This window comes from Streptomyces mexicanus (assembly GCF_902506575.1).
Taxonomy (GTDB): Bacteria; Actinomycetota; Actinomycetes; order Streptomycetales; family Streptomycetaceae; genus Streptomyces; species Streptomyces mexicanus.
Genome location: NZ_LR732544.1, coordinates 952380 through 967284 on the forward strand (window position 1 = coordinate 952380; position 14905 = coordinate 967284).

The following is a 14905-nucleotide window of genomic DNA, read 5'->3' on the forward strand; positions in this document are numbered from 1 at the left end:
GGGGGTGGTGGCGGCCGTGCTGCCGGCGTTGCGCGCCTCCCGGATGAATGTGCTGGCGGCGATCGCGCATGAGTGATGCAATCGCGGCAGACGCCCAACTCGGCTGCACAGGGGGAGAGTTCATGCCGCGTCCGTTCCGCTTCGGGGTCAACCTGGTCGAGCCGGCGCCGGCCGCCGAGTGGCGCGCCAAGTGCCGCAGGGCCGAGGAACTCGGCTACGACGTGCTCCTCGCCCCCGACCACCTCGGCTCCGTCGCGCCGTTCCCGGCGCTGGTGGCCGCCGCGGAGGCGACGAGCAGGCCCCGGGTGGGCACGTTCGTGCTCAACGCGGGCTTCTGGAATCCCGCGCTGCTCGCCCGGGAGGTGGCGACGGCCGACGCGCTGACCGGCGGCCGGCTGGAACTGGGACTCGGCACCGGGTACGTCCAGCAGGAACACGAGCAGGCCGGGCTGCCCTGGGGTTCCCCGGGCGAGCGCGTCGATCACCTGCGGCGCACCGTGGAGGAACTGGACCGGCTGCTCGGCTCGCCGGAGCACCGGCCGCAGGCCGTACAGCGCCCTCGGGTCCCGTTGCTGATCGGGGCCAACGGCGACCGGATGCTGCGGCTGACCGCGCGCCACGCGGACATCGCGGCGTTCACGGCCGCGCGGTCCGTGCCGGGCAGCGCCACCGGCCTGGTGCCGCTCGGCGCCGAGGAGCTGGACGAGCGGGTGGCGCTGTACCGCGAGCTCGCCGCGGACCGCGCCGAGCCGGCGGAGCTGAACCTGCTGCTGCAGATCGTGGCGGTCACCGACGATCCCGCGGCCGTGCTGGAGCCCCTTCTGGAGCACGTGCCGGGCCTGACCCTGGAGCAGGCGTCGGCGCTGCCGGCGGTGCTGGTGGGCACGCGGGAACAGCTCGTCGCGCGGGTGCGGGCGCTGCGCGAGCGGTTCGGGTTCTCGTACCTGACCGTCCTGGAGCCGTCCATGGAGGCGTTCGCCGAGGTCATGGCCGGGCTGCGCGGCGCGTAGGCGTCGGACGCCTCGGGTGTCCGGATCGTGGAATTCCCGCTTCCGGCGTCCGGTGTGCGTGATGTTGGATCCTCATATGAAGGATCTTCGGATACGCGCGGCGACCGCCGACGACCTCGATGCCGTGCTGGCCTTCTGGAAGGCGGCCGCCGAGGGCACGAGCATCAGTGACGACCGCGACGGCGTGGAGCGGCTGGTGGCCCGTGACCCGCAGGCACTGCTGCTGGCCGAGGACGCCGGCGACCTGGTCGGCACGGTGATCGCGGGCTTCGACGGCTGGCGGTGTCATCTGTACCGGCTGGCGGTGCGCCCGGACCGGCGGCGGCAGGGCATCGGCTCGGCGCTGCTGGCCGCCGCCGAGGAGCGGTTCGCGCGCCTCGGCGGACGCCGCGCGGACGCCATGGTGCTCACCGACAACGAGCGCGCGCACCACGCCTGGCGCGCGGCGGGCTACGCGCCCGAGGAGCAGTGGCGCCGGTGGGTGAAGCCGCTCGTGTGACCACGGGGTTCCCGAGCTTCTTTGCCCATCCTTTACCATGGGTGGAGCACTCGATCCTGCATGAAAGGTTGTGAGCGTCCGCCCATGGGCGAGCCTCCCAGTACGCGCCACCGTGCACTTCCCCCGGGCCTGTCCGACGATGGGACGGGGGTGACCCGATGACCGAAGTGCTCCTGCTGCTCGCGGCGGTGGCGCTGTCCCTGGCCTGCGGCGCGTTCGTCGCGGCCGAGTTCTCGTTGACCACCGTCGAGCGCGGCGCCCTGGAGCGGGCGGCCGAGCGCGGTGAGCGCGGCGCGGCCGGCGCCCTGAAGGCCGTACGGAACCTCACCTTCCAGCTGTCCGGCGCCCAGCTCGGGATCACCGTCACCAACCTGGTGGTCGGCATGCTCGCCGAGCCGTCGATCGCCAAGCTGATCGCCGGACCGCTGCAGGGGCTCGGCATCTCCCGCTCCACGGCGACGTCGGTGGCGCTGGTGCTGGGCACGGCGCTGTCCACGGTGTTCCTGATGGTCGTCGGCGAGCTGGTGCCCAAGAACTGGGCGATCTCCTCGCCGCTGGTGATGGCCCGCCGGGTGGGCTCGGCGCAGCGCTGGTTCAGCGCCGCCTTCCGGCCGTTCATCACCCACCTGAACAACACCGCCAACCGCGTGGTGCGCCGCCTGGGGATCGAGCCCGCCGAGGAGTTGGCCTCCGCGCGCGGCCCGCAGGAGCTGGCCGCGCTGGCCCGGCACTCCGCCCGGGAGGGCGCCCTGGAGCCGGACACCGCCGAGCTGTTCGTGCGGACCCTGAACCTCGCCGACCTGACCGCGGAGAACGTGATGACCCCGCGTGTCCAGGTCGTCGCCCTGGACGCGCAGGCGACCTGCGAGGACGTGGCGAACGCGACCCGGGCGACCGGCCTGTCCCGCTTCCCCGTCTACCGCGGCAGCCTGGACTCCGTGGTGGGCACCGCCCACATCAAGGACGTGCTGGCGATACCGGCCGGGCGCCGCACCCGCCTGCGCGTCTCGGAGATCATGCGCGAGCCGCTGTTCGTGCCCGAGTCGCTGACCGTCGACCGGCTGCTGGACCGGCTGGGCGGCAGACGCACCATGGCGGTCGTCATCGACGAGTACGGCGGCACGGCCGGGGTGGCGACCCTGGAGGACATCGTCGAGGAGGTCGTCGGCGAGGTCCGCGACGAGCACGACCCGCACGAGACGCCCGACCTCGCCCCGGCCGGGGCCGACGCCCAGGGCCACGCGCTGTACTCGGCCGACGGCTCCGCGCGCATCGACCAGCTGGCCCGCGTGGGCCTGCGGGTGCCGGAGGGCCCGTACGAGACGCTCGCCGGTCTCGTCGCCACCCGGCTGGGCCGGATACCCGTGGCCGGTGACGTGCTGCAGGTCGCCGGCTGGCGGCTGGACGTGGTGGACGCGGCCGGACACCGAGCCGCCCGCGTACTGCTGCACGCGCCGCTCGACGACGACAGCGAGGCCGCCGCACCGCATGAGGAGCAGGTCGGCGGCAGGAAGGGGGCCGGCCGGTGACCGCCGTACAGATCCTGATCGGTCTGGCGAGCCTGGTCGTCAACGCCTTCTTCGTCGGCGCCGAGTTCGCGCTGATCTCGGTGCGCCGCAGCCAGGTCGAGCCGTACGCCGAAGCGGGCGACCGGCGCGCGAAGATCGTGCTGTGGGGTCTGCAGCACGTCTCGGCGCTGCTGGCGGCCGCACAGCTGGGCATCACCCTGTGCACCCTGGTCCTCGGCGTGGTCGCCGAACCGGCGATCGCGCACCTGCTGGAGCCGGCCTTCCACGCCCTCGGCGTGCCCTCGGGCGCGGGCCACGCGGTGTCCTTCGTGATCGCGCTGACCCTGGCGACGTACCTGCACATGCTGCTCGGGGAGATGGTGCCGAAGAACGTCGCGCTCGCCGAGCCCGTGCGCAGCGCCCTGCTGCTGGGCCCGCCGCTGGTCGCGCTGTCCCGGGCGCTGCGCCCGGTGATCTTCACGGTGAACGCGTTCGCGAACGGGCTGCTGAAGCTGTTGCGGGTGGAGGCGAAGGACGAGGTATCGGCGACCTTCACGGACACCGAGCTGGCGGAGATCGTCAAGGACGCCAGTCAGGCCGGCCTCATCGACGACCGGGCGCAGGAGCGGCTGCACGACGCGCTGGAGCTGGGCAGCCGGCCCGTGCGGGACGTGGTGCTGCCGCTGGAGCGGGTCGTCTACGCCCGCCTGGGCGTCACCCCGGAGCAGCTGGAGAAGCTGTCCGCCGAGTCCGGGTTCTCCCGCTTCCCCGTGGTCGACGAGGGGCGGCGGATCATCGGCTACCTGCACGTCAAGGACGCGCTCGACGCCTCCCCGCACACCGAGCCGTTCCGGCTGCGGGACATGCGCCCCATCGCCCGGGTCCGGGAGAGCACTCCTTTGGACGACGTGCTCACCGCCATGCGGGGCAGCCGCACCCACCTCGCGGCCGTGCTGGGCACGGACGGGCGCCTGGCCGGCCTGGTGACGATGGAGGACGTGCTGCGGCAGCTGTTCGGACAGCCCGCGTGACGTGACCGGCCCGGACGCCCCGTCCGGGCCGGCCGGACCGACCGCTTGGTATGCGCTCAGGGCGCCGGGATACCATCGCTCCCGCCATGCAGACGCTTCCCGCACACCCCGCACCTCCCGCGCACACCAGCCTGGTGGCCGTGGGCGACTCCTTCACCGAAGGCATGTCGGACCTGCTGCCGGACGGCTCCTACCGGGGCTGGGCCGACCTCCTGGCGGCCCGGATGGCCGCCCGCACCCCCGGCTTCCGGTACGCCAACCTCGCCGTGCGCGGCAAGCTCATCGCGCAGATCGTCGACGAGCAGGTCGGCGTGGCGGCGGCCATGGGGGCCGACGTGGTGACGCTGGTGGGCGGGCTCAACGACGTACTGCGGCCCAAGTGCGACATGGGCCGGGTGCGGGGCCTGCTGACGGAGGCGGTGGAGCGGCTGGCGCCGGCCTGCGGACAGCTGGTGCTGATGCGCAGCCCCGGCCGCCAGGGGCCCGTCCTGGAGCGGTTCCGGCCGCGCATGGAAGAGCTGTACGCCTGCGTCGACGACCTCGCCGAAACGCACGGGGCCCTGGTCGTCGACCTGTACGGCGCCCCCGCGCTGGCCGACCCGCGCCTGTGGGACGTGGACCGGCTGCACCTGACCGCCGAGGGCCACCGCCGGGTCGCCGAGGCGGTGTGGCAGACGCTCGGCTACGAGGCGGAGGACCCCGAGTGGCGCACGCCGATGCCGCCGACGGTGCCGCCGGGCTGGCTCACCCGCCGGATCGCGGACGTCCGCTTCGCCCGCGAGCACCTGCTGCCCTGGATAGGCCGGCGGCTGACCGGCCGCTCCTCCGGCGACGGCCGCCCGCCCAAGCGGCCCGAGTTGCTGCCCTACGCGGACCCGGCTCGACCACCGGCCCCGGACCGGCCGGCGCACTCGGCCCGCCCGGCGGCCACGGCCGACGCGGAGCTGCCGTAAGGGCCCCGCACTCGTAGCTTCCGACGAACACCCCCGTGGCGCTGGCCTGCACGAATCGCCAGTAGAATCCGTACACGTGACTTCTGCGCCCGCCAAGCCCCGCATTCCGAACGTCCTCGCCGGACGCTACGCCTCCGTCCAGCTCGCCACGCTCTGGTCGCCCGAGCAGAAGGTGAGGCTGGAGCGGCAGCTCTGGCTCGCCGTGCTGCGCGCCCAGAAGGACCTCGGGATCGAGGTGCCCGACGAGGCGATCGCCGACTACGAGCGTGTACTGGACCAGGTCGACCTGGCCTCCATCGCCGAGCGCGAGAAGGTCACGCGCCACGATGTGAAGGCGCGGATCGAGGAGTTCAACGCCCTCGCCGGGCACGAGCACGTCCACAAGGGCATGACCTCCCGCGACCTGACGGAGAACGTCGAGCAGCTGCAGATCCGGCTCTCGCTGGAGCTGATGCGCGACCGCACGGTGGCCGTGCTGGCCCGCCTGGGCAAGCTCGCCGGCGAGTACGCGGAGCTGGTCATGGCCGGCCGCTCGCACAACGTCGCCGCGCAGGCCACGACGCTGGGCAAGCGTTTCTCCACGGCCGCCGACGAGCTGCTGGTCGCCTACGGCCGCGTCGAGGAGCTGCTCGGCCGCTACCCGCTGCGGGGCATCAAGGGCCCGGTCGGCACCGCCCAGGACATGCTGGACCTGCTCGGCGGGGACGCGGCGAAGCTGGCCGAGCTGGAGGGCCGGATCGCCGAGCACCTCGGCTTCTCCCGGGCCTTCACCTCCGTCGGCCAGGTCTACCCGCGCTCCCTGGACTACGAGGTCGTCACCGCGCTGGTGCAGCTGGCCGCGGCGCCCTCCTCGCTGGCGAAGACGATCCGGCTGATGGCCGGGCACGAGCTGGTCACCGAGGGCTTCAAGCCCGGCCAGGTCGGCTCCTCGGCGATGCCGCACAAGATGAACACCCGCTCCTGCGAGCGCGTCAACGGCCTGATGGTGATCCTGCGCGGCTACGCGTCGATGACCGGCGAGCTGGCGGGCGACCAGTGGAACGAGGGCGACGTGTCCTGCTCGGTGGTGCGCCGCGTCGCGCTGCCGGACGCGTTCTTCGCGCTGGACGGCCTGCTGGAGACGTTCCTGACGGTCCTCGACGAGTTCGGCGCCTTCCCGGCGGTCATCGCCCGGGAGCTGGACCGCTACCTCCCCTTCCTGGCGACCACCAAGGTCCTCATGGGCGCGGTGCGGGCCGGCGTCGGCCGCGAGGTCGCCCACGAGGCGATCAAGGAGAACGCCGTCGCCACCGCGCTGGCCATGCGCGAGCAGGGCGCCGAGCGCAACGACCTGCTCGACAAGCTCGCCGCCGACGAGCGCCTGCCCCTGGACCGGGCGCAGCTCCAGGCGCTCATGGCCGACAAGCTGTCCTTCACCGGCGCGGCGGCCGGCCAGGTCGGCGCGGTGGTCGGCCGCATCGAGGAGATCGTCAAGCAGCACCCCGAGGCCGCCGGCTACGTCCCGGGGGCGATCCTCTGACCCGCTTCACCCCCGAGGAACTGCAGGCCGCCCGTGACCGTGTCGTACCGGACGTCGTCGCGGACGGCCTGCGGGTGCTGTTCTGCGGCATCAACCCCGGTCTGATGACGGCGGCGACGGGCCACCACTTCGCCCGGCCCGGCAACCGGTTCTGGCCGGTGCTGCACCGGTCGGGGTTCACTCCGAGGCTGCTGAAACCCTCCGAGCAGGGGGAGTTGCCGTCGTACGGGCTCGGCATCACCAACGTCGTGGCCCGCCCCACGGCACGGGCGGACGAGCTGACGCCCGAGGAGTACCGCGAGGGCGGACGGCTGCTGGCGCTGAAGGTGGCGCGGCTGCGGCCCCGGTGGCTGGCCGTGGTCGGCGTCACCGCCTACCGGGCGGCCTTCGGGGAGCCCAAGGCCCAGGTGGGGGAACAGCGGCGGACCATCGGCGACACGCGCGTATGGGTGCTGCCCAACCCCAGCGGGCTGAACGCGCACTGGACGGCGGAGACGATGGCGCAGGAGTTCGCCCGGCTGCGGGCGGTGGCGGAGACCTCCTGACGCCGTCGTGCGCCCCCTCGCGGCGGCCCGTCACGGCGGGGCCAGGTCGGTGACCACGGCGAGGAGTTGGAACGGCAGCTCCCTGTCCCACTGGGAGACGCCCAGCGATATCCACCGGCCCATGTCCTCGGGTCTCCACAGCGTGACGTCCGTGACGTGCCCGCTGAGCGAGGCCCACGGCTCGGGCAGGTCCTCCCCCTCCAGGGACCGCTCCAGGACGCTGTACAGGCTGAACACCTGCGGCGGGCCCCAGCGCTCGGTCAGCCGCTGTGCGAGCGCCTCCCGGTCGCACTCGTACTGCTCGTACACCTCCTCCCACCGCGCGCCGTCCTCCCGGAAGTCCTCGCTCGTCTGCAACTCGGCTATCACGTAACCGGGTCCGGCCGTGCCGGCGTCCGTCCGGGCGTGCTCGGCGGGCAGCGGCCCGGAGCACAGCCGGTCGATCACGGCGAGAGCCTGCGCGATGTCCATGCGCTCCAGTAAACCGGCCGCCACTGACAATTGGCGGGGCGTCAGGCGGGGGGCCACGACCGGCGGACCGGCGCTCGCCGCCCCGGCGCCCGCCGAGTACGATCCGCCCCACACGCGCACGAGCTGGGAGGACGGACGGTGGGGCGGCTGACCGGCGGGGATCCCTCGCTGCTGCGAAGGATCAATTCCGCGGTGGTGCTGCACGCGCTGCGTGCCACGGACTGCGCGACGCTCACGGAGATCACCCGGGTGACCGGCCTGTCCCGGCCCACGGTCGAGGGCGTCGTCGAGGACCTGATCGGAGCCGGGCTCGTCGTCGAGGCGGCGGCCGAGGAAGGCGCGGCCCGCCGGCAGGGGCGGCCCGCGCGGGGGTTCCGCTTCCGCGCGGAGGCCGGGCATCTGCCCGGCCTGGAGATCGGCGCCCACCGGGGCGCCGCGCTGCTGTCCGACCTGGACGGCCGGGTGCTCGGCGCGCAGGCCAAGGAGGTCGCCGACACCGCCCCGGCGGACGAGCGGCTGGAACGGCTGCGCAGCGCGGTCGCCGAGCTGCTGCGGCGGGCCGGGGTACCGCGCAGCTCCCTGCGCGCCGTCGGCGTCGGCACGCCCGGGATCGTCGAGGCGGACGGCACCGTGCGGCTGGGCACCGCACTGCCCGGGTGGACGGGCCTGCGGCTGGGCGAGCGGCTGAGCCGTTCCTTCCGGTGCCCGGTCCTCGTCGAGAACGACGCCAACACCGCCGCGGTCGCCGAGCACTGGAAGGGCGCCGCGACCGAGTCCGACGACGTGGTGTTCGTCCTGGCCGGGCTGAGCCCGGGCGCCGGTTCGCTGATCGGCGGCCGGCTGCACCGCGGGTTCGGCGGGGCCGCCGGGGGGATCGGCGCCCTGCATCTGCTGGGCCGGGGCGAGACCCCCGAGACGCTGCTGTCGACCACGGACCAGCCGCTGCACCCGCTGGACGAGCAGGCCGTGGCCGAGGGGTTCGCGCTGGCCCGCGAGGGCGACCAGCGGGCCCTGGCCGCGATGGACCGCTTCATCCAGCGGCTCGTCCACGACGTGGCCGCGCTGGTCCTCGCCCTGGATCCGGAACTCGTGGTCATCGGCGGCTGGGCGGCCGGCCTGGACGGCGTTCTGGAACCGCTGCGGCGCGAACTGGCCCGCTACTGCCTGCGCCCGCCCCAGGTGACCCTGTCACTGCTCGGCGAGGCGGTCGTGGCGACCGGTGCGCTGCGGCTGGCGCTGGACCACGTGGAGGAGCAGCTGTTCGCGGTCGAGGGCACGGTGACGGCCCGCCGCTGAGGGCGGGCGCGTGAGGTCCGCGGGCTCGCGGATTCCTCGGGTGCGCGGCCCCTTCGGGCGCACCGTACCGGGGCCGCCGTGGGCGGCATCCGCCGTCGGCCCGGTGACATCGTGCGGCGGCGCCGGTCCGCCGTCGGGCCCCTGCCCTCAGGCCCCTGCCGTCACGACGCCTGGCGTTCCGGACCGTGGTGGATCTCCACGGCGCCGGAGTCCGAGAAGGTCAGCCGGCAGGTGTCCGCGCGGTAGGTGGCCACGGACAGCGCCGCGGTGCGCCCGGCGGACAGGAAGCGGGTCGTGACGACGAGGACGGGTGCGCCGGGCAGCCGGTCCAGTTCCTTGGCGTCGTCCGCGCGGGCCGAGCCCAGCTCGACGGCGCGCTCCTGGCCCTGCAGTTCCAGGCGCTGCAGCTCGCGCAGCACGGCACGCGCGCGTGCCGGTCCGGACGGCGCGTCGATGGCGGTGAGGTCGGGCACCGAGGACGCCGGGACGTACAGCAGCTCGGCCGCGACCGGCTGGCCGTGGCTCGTCCGGGAGCGGCGGAGGGTGTGCACGCGCTCGGCGCGGTCGGTCCCCAGGGCGTCGGCGACGGCCGCCGGGGGGATCCGCAGGGCGCAGTCCACGGGCTGCCAGGCGTCCGAGGGGGCGCCCGGCCAGGCGTGCTCCTCGGTGCCCACGGCCACGCCCACGCGCGGCGGTGCCACCGTCGTGCCGACCCCGCGGCGGCGCTGCAGCCTGCCCTCCAGCTCCAACTGCTCCAGCGCCTGGCGGAGCGTGGCGCGCGCGACGCCGAAGCGGGCGGCCAGCTCCCGTTCGTTGGGCAGGATCTCGCCGACCGCGAACTCGGAGTCCAGTGCCTCACTGAGCACGGTCTTGAGCTGCCAGTACTTCGGCTCCGGCACCGTTTCCAGCTGCGTGGTCCCCACCCTGTCCTCCGGAGTTCGCCGTGGTCCGGCGGCGTTTTGGCGCCCTTGTTTATTAAAGGTTGTTGCACTTGTCTGCGACCATAGGGCCGCCCCCAGCCTTGGTCAAGACCAATCGTCGCGGGCCGCGCGGGGTCGCGGTCGCGGTGCCGCACGGGGTTCACACGCTGTTCGCACAGCGGGCGTGCCGACCGGAGGGGCACGAGGGGCTACCCGTCGGTAGTAATTGCTGACAAGCTGTCTACCCGGCGCCCGCCGGCGATCCATCGAACCGCTCGGCGCTCGAACCGCTCGGCGACCCGAACCGCTCGGCGATCCGCAGCGATCAGCGTCGTTCGACCGCACCGATCAGCGACTCACCGAACCGAGGAGCACCCATGTCGGCCACCGTCTCCTTCCCGGTCCCCTCCGCGTCCGCGCACGGCCCGCGGACCGTGACCCTCTCCTACGCCCGCGAGGGCAGCGGCGAGCCGCTGCTCCTGCTCCACGGCATCGGTCACCACCGGCAGGCCTGGGATCCGGTGGTGCACATCCTCGCGGCCGAGCGCGAGGTGATCAGCGTGGACCTGCCCGGCTTCGGCGACTCCCCCGCGCTGCCGGACGGGCTGCGGCACGACCTGCCGACGACGACCGCCGCCCTGGGCGCCCTGTGCGAGGCCCTGGAGATCGGACGGCCCCACGTGGCGGGCAACTCCCTGGGCGGCCTGCTGGCCCTGGAGCTGGGCCGCGCCCGGCTCGTGCGGTCCGTCACGGCCCTGTCCCCCGCCGGTTTCTGGACGCAGGCCGAGCGCCGCTACGCCTTCGAGGTGTTGCAGGCGAGGCGGGCCGTCGCCCGGCGGACGCCGCTGCCGGTGGTCGAACAGCTGTCGCGCTCCGCAGCCGGCCGTACGGTGCTGACCAGCACCATCTACGCGCGCCCCGGCCGTCGCGCCCCCGAGGCCGTGGTCGCCGAGACCCTGGCCCTGGCGCGGGCCACGGGGTTCGAGGAGACGCTGCGTGCGGGTGTGGACGTGCGGTTCACGGACGACATCACCGGTATCCCGGTCACCGTGGCCTGGGGCAGCAAGGACCGCCTGCTGATCCCGCGTCAGGGGGTGCGGGCCAAGCGGGTGCTGCCCCGCGCGCGACTGGTGCGGCTGGCCGGCTGCGGGCACGTCCCGATGAACGACGACCCGGCGCTGGTGGCCCGCGTGATCCTCGACGGCAGCCGCTGACCGCCCGCCGCGCGAGGGTCCCGGCCGGGGCAGGCCGACGGCCGCCGCCGCCCGCCCGGCCGGGACCCTCGCGCGGTGGTGGGTGTGGCCGTCCGCGGGCTCGTGGCCGTGCCGGTGCCCGTGGCTGTGCTTGTCCGCGTGCTCGTGCTCGTGCCCGTGGCGGTGCTCCTGCTGGCGGGGGTCGCTCATGGGGGTCCCCTTCCGGTCGGCGGGTGGTGGACGGCGGGCGTCCACGGCGCCATTATGTGCGTATGAGCGCACGCATGCACCTGTCATCTGCGCAGGATGCGCAGGGGCACACCCCTGGCACCCCGCACGAAGAGCAGTTCGCGCTCGCCGCCGAACTCCTCGCCCTGCTCGGCGACCGCACCCGGCTCGCCCTCCTGCACGCGCTGACCTGCGGGGAGGCCGACGTCACCACGCTCACGCAGGCGTGCGGAGCGGCCCGCCCCGCCGTCAGCCAGCACCTGGCGCGGCTGCGGCTGGCGGGCCTGGTGACCACCCGCAAGGAGGGCCGCCGCGTGGTCTACGCCCTGCGCGACGGCCATCTGCGCCGCCTGGTCGACGAGGCGCTGAACGTGGCCGACCACCGGCTCAGCGGCCGGCCCGTGCACGACTGAGCCGCGCCCGGCCACCGGAGCCGGCGGGACGGACGCCCGCCGGGTCTCCGTAGTGGTCCGCCGTGCCGAGGTACTGCTCCACGAAGGCGGAGGCGGCGGCCGGCGAGGCGAACAGGCGGCGCAGCCTGGCCAGCGTGGTCCCCGCGCGGTACGGATCGCCGGACGAGGCGCCGTGGTAGACGTCGGAGAGCCACTGCGAGAACTCCTGGTAGTCCCACACCCGTCGCAGACACGCCGCCGAGTAGCCCGCCAGGCCGCTGTCGTCACCCGCCGTCAGGTACGCCACGAGCGCGTCGCCGAGCAGGAAGGCGTCGTGCAGGGCGAGGTTCATGCCCTTGGCCGCGATGGGTGCGGTGAGGTGGGCGGCGTCACCGGCCAGGAAGAGCCGGCCGGCCGCCATCGGTTCCACCACGTAGTCGTGCATGTCGAGCCCCCGCTTCTCCAGCAGTTTCCCCTCCGCGAGCGGCGGGGTGCCCGCCGCCGCGAGGCGCCGGCGCAGCTCGGACCAGACGCGCTCGTGCGGCCAGTTCTCCGGGTCGTCGCCGGGCGGGCATTGCAGGTAGAAGCGGGTCACCTCCGGGCTGCGCGGCATCTGGCCGGCGAAGCCGCCGGGGTGGACGCCGAACAGGACGCAGTCGGCGGACGGCGGTGTCTCGGCGAGCAGGGCCAGCCAGCCGATGCCGTAGTCGTGCCGCGCGATCCGGGCGTGCCGTGCCGTCAGCACCGACCGGCTCACCCCGCGCGCCCCGTCGCAGCCGGCGACGAAGTCGCAGTGCACGAGCCGCCGCCGGCCGGTCTCGGGGCAGACGTAGGACACCGACGGGTGGTCGGTGTCGGTGTCGTGGAGGGCCACGTCCCGCACCTCGAAGCGCAGGGTGCCGCCCCGGACGTCGGCGTACTCGCGTATCAGGTCGGTCACCAGCAACGGCTGCGGATAGACGAAGTGATGACGGCCGGTCAGGTCCGCGTAGGCCAGGCGGTGGGCCGCGCCGTCGAAGCGGAACTCGCACGCGGTGTGCCGCCCCGCCCGCCGCAGCAGGTTCCCGGCCAGCCCGCGCCGCTCCAGGCCGCGTACGACCGGCTCCTCCAGGACGCCGGCGCGGGGCCGTTGCTCGACGAACTGCCGGGACTCGGTCTCCAGGACCAGGCAGTCGACCGAGGCGGCGCGCAGGGCGTTGGCGACGGTGAGTCCCGCGGGGCCGGCGCCGAGGACGACGACCGGAAAGCGTTCGGGAGCAGGGGAGTCGGGCTGGGGGGAAGTGTGCGTCACCCGGGCATTATGACGATGTCCCGTCAGACGCGACCGGGGTGGTGCGGCGGCGTCGGACGGGACATCGGACGAGGTGGGACAGGTGGCCGGGGGAAGCAGGACGGACGGCCGGACGGAGCGGGACGCGCGGCCGTACGGAGCGCGGTGGAAGGCGGGACGGACGGCCTCAGGCGCCGGGCGAACGGCCGGAGGACGCCGGGCGAGCGGCCGGAGGACGCGGTGCGGATGGCCGTGCGAGCGCGCGGTGCGGGGCCGGGGCGGTCAGTGCGCCGCGGCCTCGGTGACCACGACCTCCTCGATGCTGCGTTCGATCTCCTCGGCTCGGGACGCGGTGGCCTTCGCCCAGTAGTAGACGGCCAGGGAGAAGGCCGCGACCACGAGCATGTCCCACCACAGGCCGATGTGGCCCTGGCCGCCGAAGCCGCCCTGCCAGGAGATCAGGCCCATGCCGATCAGGTAACCGGGCAGCCACTGCGCGGCCTTGAAGTCCATGCGGGGCGCGTCGGGCAGGTTCCGGCCCGTGGCGTACCAGGCGTAGCCGCCGAGCATGAGGTAGCCGAGGACGATCGCCACGCCGAGCCGCCACAGGGTGTCCCAGCCGGCCCAGTAGATGATGAGGTTGGCGACCACGAACGACAGCGGCGAGATCACCTTGCCGCCGGGCAGCCGGTAGGGGCGGTCGTGGTGCGGCAGCCGGTCGGCGAAGACGCCGTAGGCCAGCGGGGCGCCGGCGTACATCAGGACGCTGGCGGAGGTGATGAAGCCGACCAGCTCCTGCCAGCTGGGGAAGGGCAGGAAGCAGAGCACGCCGGTGAGGAAGGAGATCGCCAGCCCGAACCAGGGCACCCCGCGCCGGTCGATCCGCTCGAACAGCTTGGGCGCGTAGCCGTTCTTCGCCAGGCCGTAGGAGACGCGGGAGGTGGCGGTGACGTAGATCAGGCCGGTGCCGCCGGGGGAGATGACGGCGTCGATGTAGAGCACGACGCCCAGCCAGCCCAGGCCCACCAGGGTGGCCACACCCGCCCAGGGGCCGCTGATGCCGGGGAAGTCCAGCTTGGCCCAGCCGTGCGCGAAGGAGCCGAGCGGCAGCGCGCCGATGAAGACCACCTGCAGCAGGACGTAGATGATCGCGCCGATGGCGACCGAGCCGAGCGTCGCCCGCGGCAGGTCGCGCCGCGGGTTGCGGCTCTCGCCGGCCAGCTGGATCGCCTGCTCGAAGCCCAGCAGGGCGAAGATGATGCCGCTGGAGCTGATGGCGCCGAGGACGCCCTTGGCGCCGTAGGGGGCGAAGCCGTGGGCGGTGAAGTTGTGCGGGTGGAAGTTGCCGACGGCGACGATGAAGATGGTGGCCAGCGGAATGGCGATCTTCCACCAGGTGGCCGCGCTGTTGGTGTGGGCCAGCACCCGCACCCCGAGGAAGTTGACCACGACGAAGACGGCCATCAGGGCCACGGCGACGAGGAAACCGCTGGTCGTCAGGGTGCCGTCGGCGTGCTGGAAGCCCTTCGCGAAGTGCCAGTGACCGGCGTAGCCGATCATGGCCTCGACCTCGATCGGGGCCACGGTCGCCGCCTGCAGCCAGGAGAACCAGCCGAACGACATGCCGGCCAGGCCGCCGAAGGCGTAGTGCGGGTAGCGGGCCGTACCGCCGGCCACCGGGAACATGCCGCCGAGTTCCGCGTGCACGAGGGCCAGCAGGACGATCGCCACCGTGCCGATCAGCCACGAGACGATAGCGGCGGGACCGGCCATGACGACGGCCTTCTCCGCCCCGTAGAGCCAGCCGGAGCCGATGATCGAACCGACCGAGGCCCACATCAGGCCTATGAGGCCGACGTCCCGCCGCAGACCTGTCGGATCCCGTGTGACGTCGGATGCTGCCTGGTCGAGTTTCGCCATGTCGAGGGGCCTCTCACTGTTCCGGACATCGAATCAACGCTCGATGGCGGCTCAGAGTAGGAATGCGGGCCCGCCCGGCAGAAGACCGTCGCCCCATATTTGACCCTTTCCAAGGGTCTTCCTTTGCTTTGTTTTTGCGCAGGTCAAGGG

At 73.7% G+C, this 14905-nt stretch carries 14 protein-coding genes; 10 read left to right on the forward strand and 4 right to left on the reverse strand.

Annotation, left to right across the window (positions count from 1 at the left end):
- The first annotated feature begins 122 nt into the window (after positions 1–122).
- The 7 genes from GV126_RS04355 (at position 123) to mug (ending at position 7065) form a co-directional block, all read left to right on the forward strand.
- Positions 123–1010: an LLM class F420-dependent oxidoreductase gene (locus GV126_RS04355; protein ID WP_159662848.1), complete on the forward strand. Its 888-nt coding sequence runs from the start codon at positions 123–125 to the stop codon at positions 1008–1010.
- 76 nt (positions 1011–1086) lie between these two features.
- A complete protein-coding gene (locus GV126_RS04360; RefSeq protein WP_159662850.1) occupies positions 1087–1509 on the forward strand; it encodes a GNAT family N-acetyltransferase in 423 nt (140 codons plus the stop codon).
- Between the two features lie 158 nt (positions 1510–1667).
- Positions 1668–3038: a hemolysin family protein gene (locus tag GV126_RS04365; RefSeq protein WP_159662852.1), complete on the forward strand. Its 1371-nt coding sequence runs from the start codon at positions 1668–1670 to the stop codon at positions 3036–3038.
- The gene (locus tag GV126_RS04370) at positions 3035–4048 is read left to right on the forward strand and encodes a hemolysin family protein (RefSeq protein WP_159662854.1); all 1014 of its coding nucleotides are present in this window, start codon (positions 3035–3037) and stop codon (positions 4046–4048) included. Before GV126_RS04365 ends, GV126_RS04370 begins: the two co-directional genes overlap by 4 nt.
- Positions 4049–4134: 86 nt before the next feature.
- Positions 4135–5001 (forward strand): SGNH/GDSL hydrolase family protein, encoded by an 867-nt coding sequence (locus GV126_RS04375; RefSeq protein ID WP_159662856.1) that lies wholly within the window; start codon positions 4135–4137, stop codon positions 4999–5001.
- 76 nt (positions 5002–5077) lie between these two features.
- Positions 5078–6520 (forward strand): adenylosuccinate lyase, encoded by a 1443-nt coding sequence (gene purB, locus GV126_RS04380; protein ID WP_159662858.1) that lies wholly within the window; start codon positions 5078–5080, stop codon positions 6518–6520.
- The gene (gene mug, locus GV126_RS04385) at positions 6517–7065 is read left to right on the forward strand and encodes a G/U mismatch-specific DNA glycosylase (RefSeq protein WP_159673305.1); all 549 of its coding nucleotides are present in this window, start codon (positions 6517–6519) and stop codon (positions 7063–7065) included. Before purB ends, mug begins: the two co-directional genes overlap by 4 nt.
- A gap of 30 nt (positions 7066–7095) precedes the next feature.
- Here the strand turns inward: mug and GV126_RS04390 are convergent, their stop codons facing one another.
- On the reverse strand, positions 7096–7536 hold the full coding sequence (locus GV126_RS04390) for a hypothetical protein (RefSeq protein ID WP_159662860.1): 441 nt from the start codon (positions 7534–7536) through the stop codon (positions 7096–7098).
- Between the two features lie 138 nt (positions 7537–7674).
- Between GV126_RS04390 and GV126_RS04395 the strand changes: the two genes are divergently transcribed.
- Positions 7675–8832: an ROK family protein gene (locus GV126_RS04395; RefSeq protein ID WP_159662862.1), complete on the forward strand. Its 1158-nt coding sequence runs from the start codon at positions 7675–7677 to the stop codon at positions 8830–8832.
- Positions 8833–8993: 161 nt separating this feature from the next.
- On the opposite strand, the gene GV126_RS04400 is transcribed toward GV126_RS04395, so the two are convergent.
- Positions 8994–9755 (reverse strand): GntR family transcriptional regulator, encoded by a 762-nt coding sequence (locus tag GV126_RS04400; protein WP_159662864.1) that lies wholly within the window; start codon positions 9753–9755, stop codon positions 8994–8996.
- Between the two features lie 374 nt (positions 9756–10129).
- Here GV126_RS04400 and GV126_RS04405 point away from each other — a divergent pair, with 374 nt between their 5' ends.
- Together GV126_RS04405 and GV126_RS04410 are read left to right on the forward strand one after the other, a co-directional pair.
- The gene (locus tag GV126_RS04405; RefSeq protein WP_159662866.1) at positions 10130–10966 is read left to right on the forward strand and encodes an alpha/beta fold hydrolase; all 837 of its coding nucleotides are present in this window, start codon (positions 10130–10132) and stop codon (positions 10964–10966) included.
- A gap of 251 nt (positions 10967–11217) precedes the next feature.
- Positions 11218–11586, forward strand: coding sequence for an ArsR/SmtB family transcription factor (locus tag GV126_RS04410; RefSeq protein ID WP_185946821.1), 369 nt, complete (start codon positions 11218–11220; stop codon positions 11584–11586).
- Here the strand turns inward: GV126_RS04410 and GV126_RS04415 are convergent.
- Positions 11561–12856: a 4-hydroxybenzoate 3-monooxygenase gene (locus tag GV126_RS04415; RefSeq protein WP_159662868.1), complete on the reverse strand. Its 1296-nt coding sequence runs from the start codon at positions 12854–12856 to the stop codon at positions 11561–11563. The genes GV126_RS04410 and GV126_RS04415 overlap by 26 nt on opposite strands.
- 261 nt (positions 12857–13117) lie before the next feature.
- Positions 13118–14755, reverse strand: coding sequence for an APC family permease (locus tag GV126_RS04420; RefSeq protein ID WP_159662870.1), 1638 nt, complete (start codon positions 14753–14755; stop codon positions 13118–13120).
- Between the last annotated feature and the right edge of the window lie 150 nt (positions 14756–14905).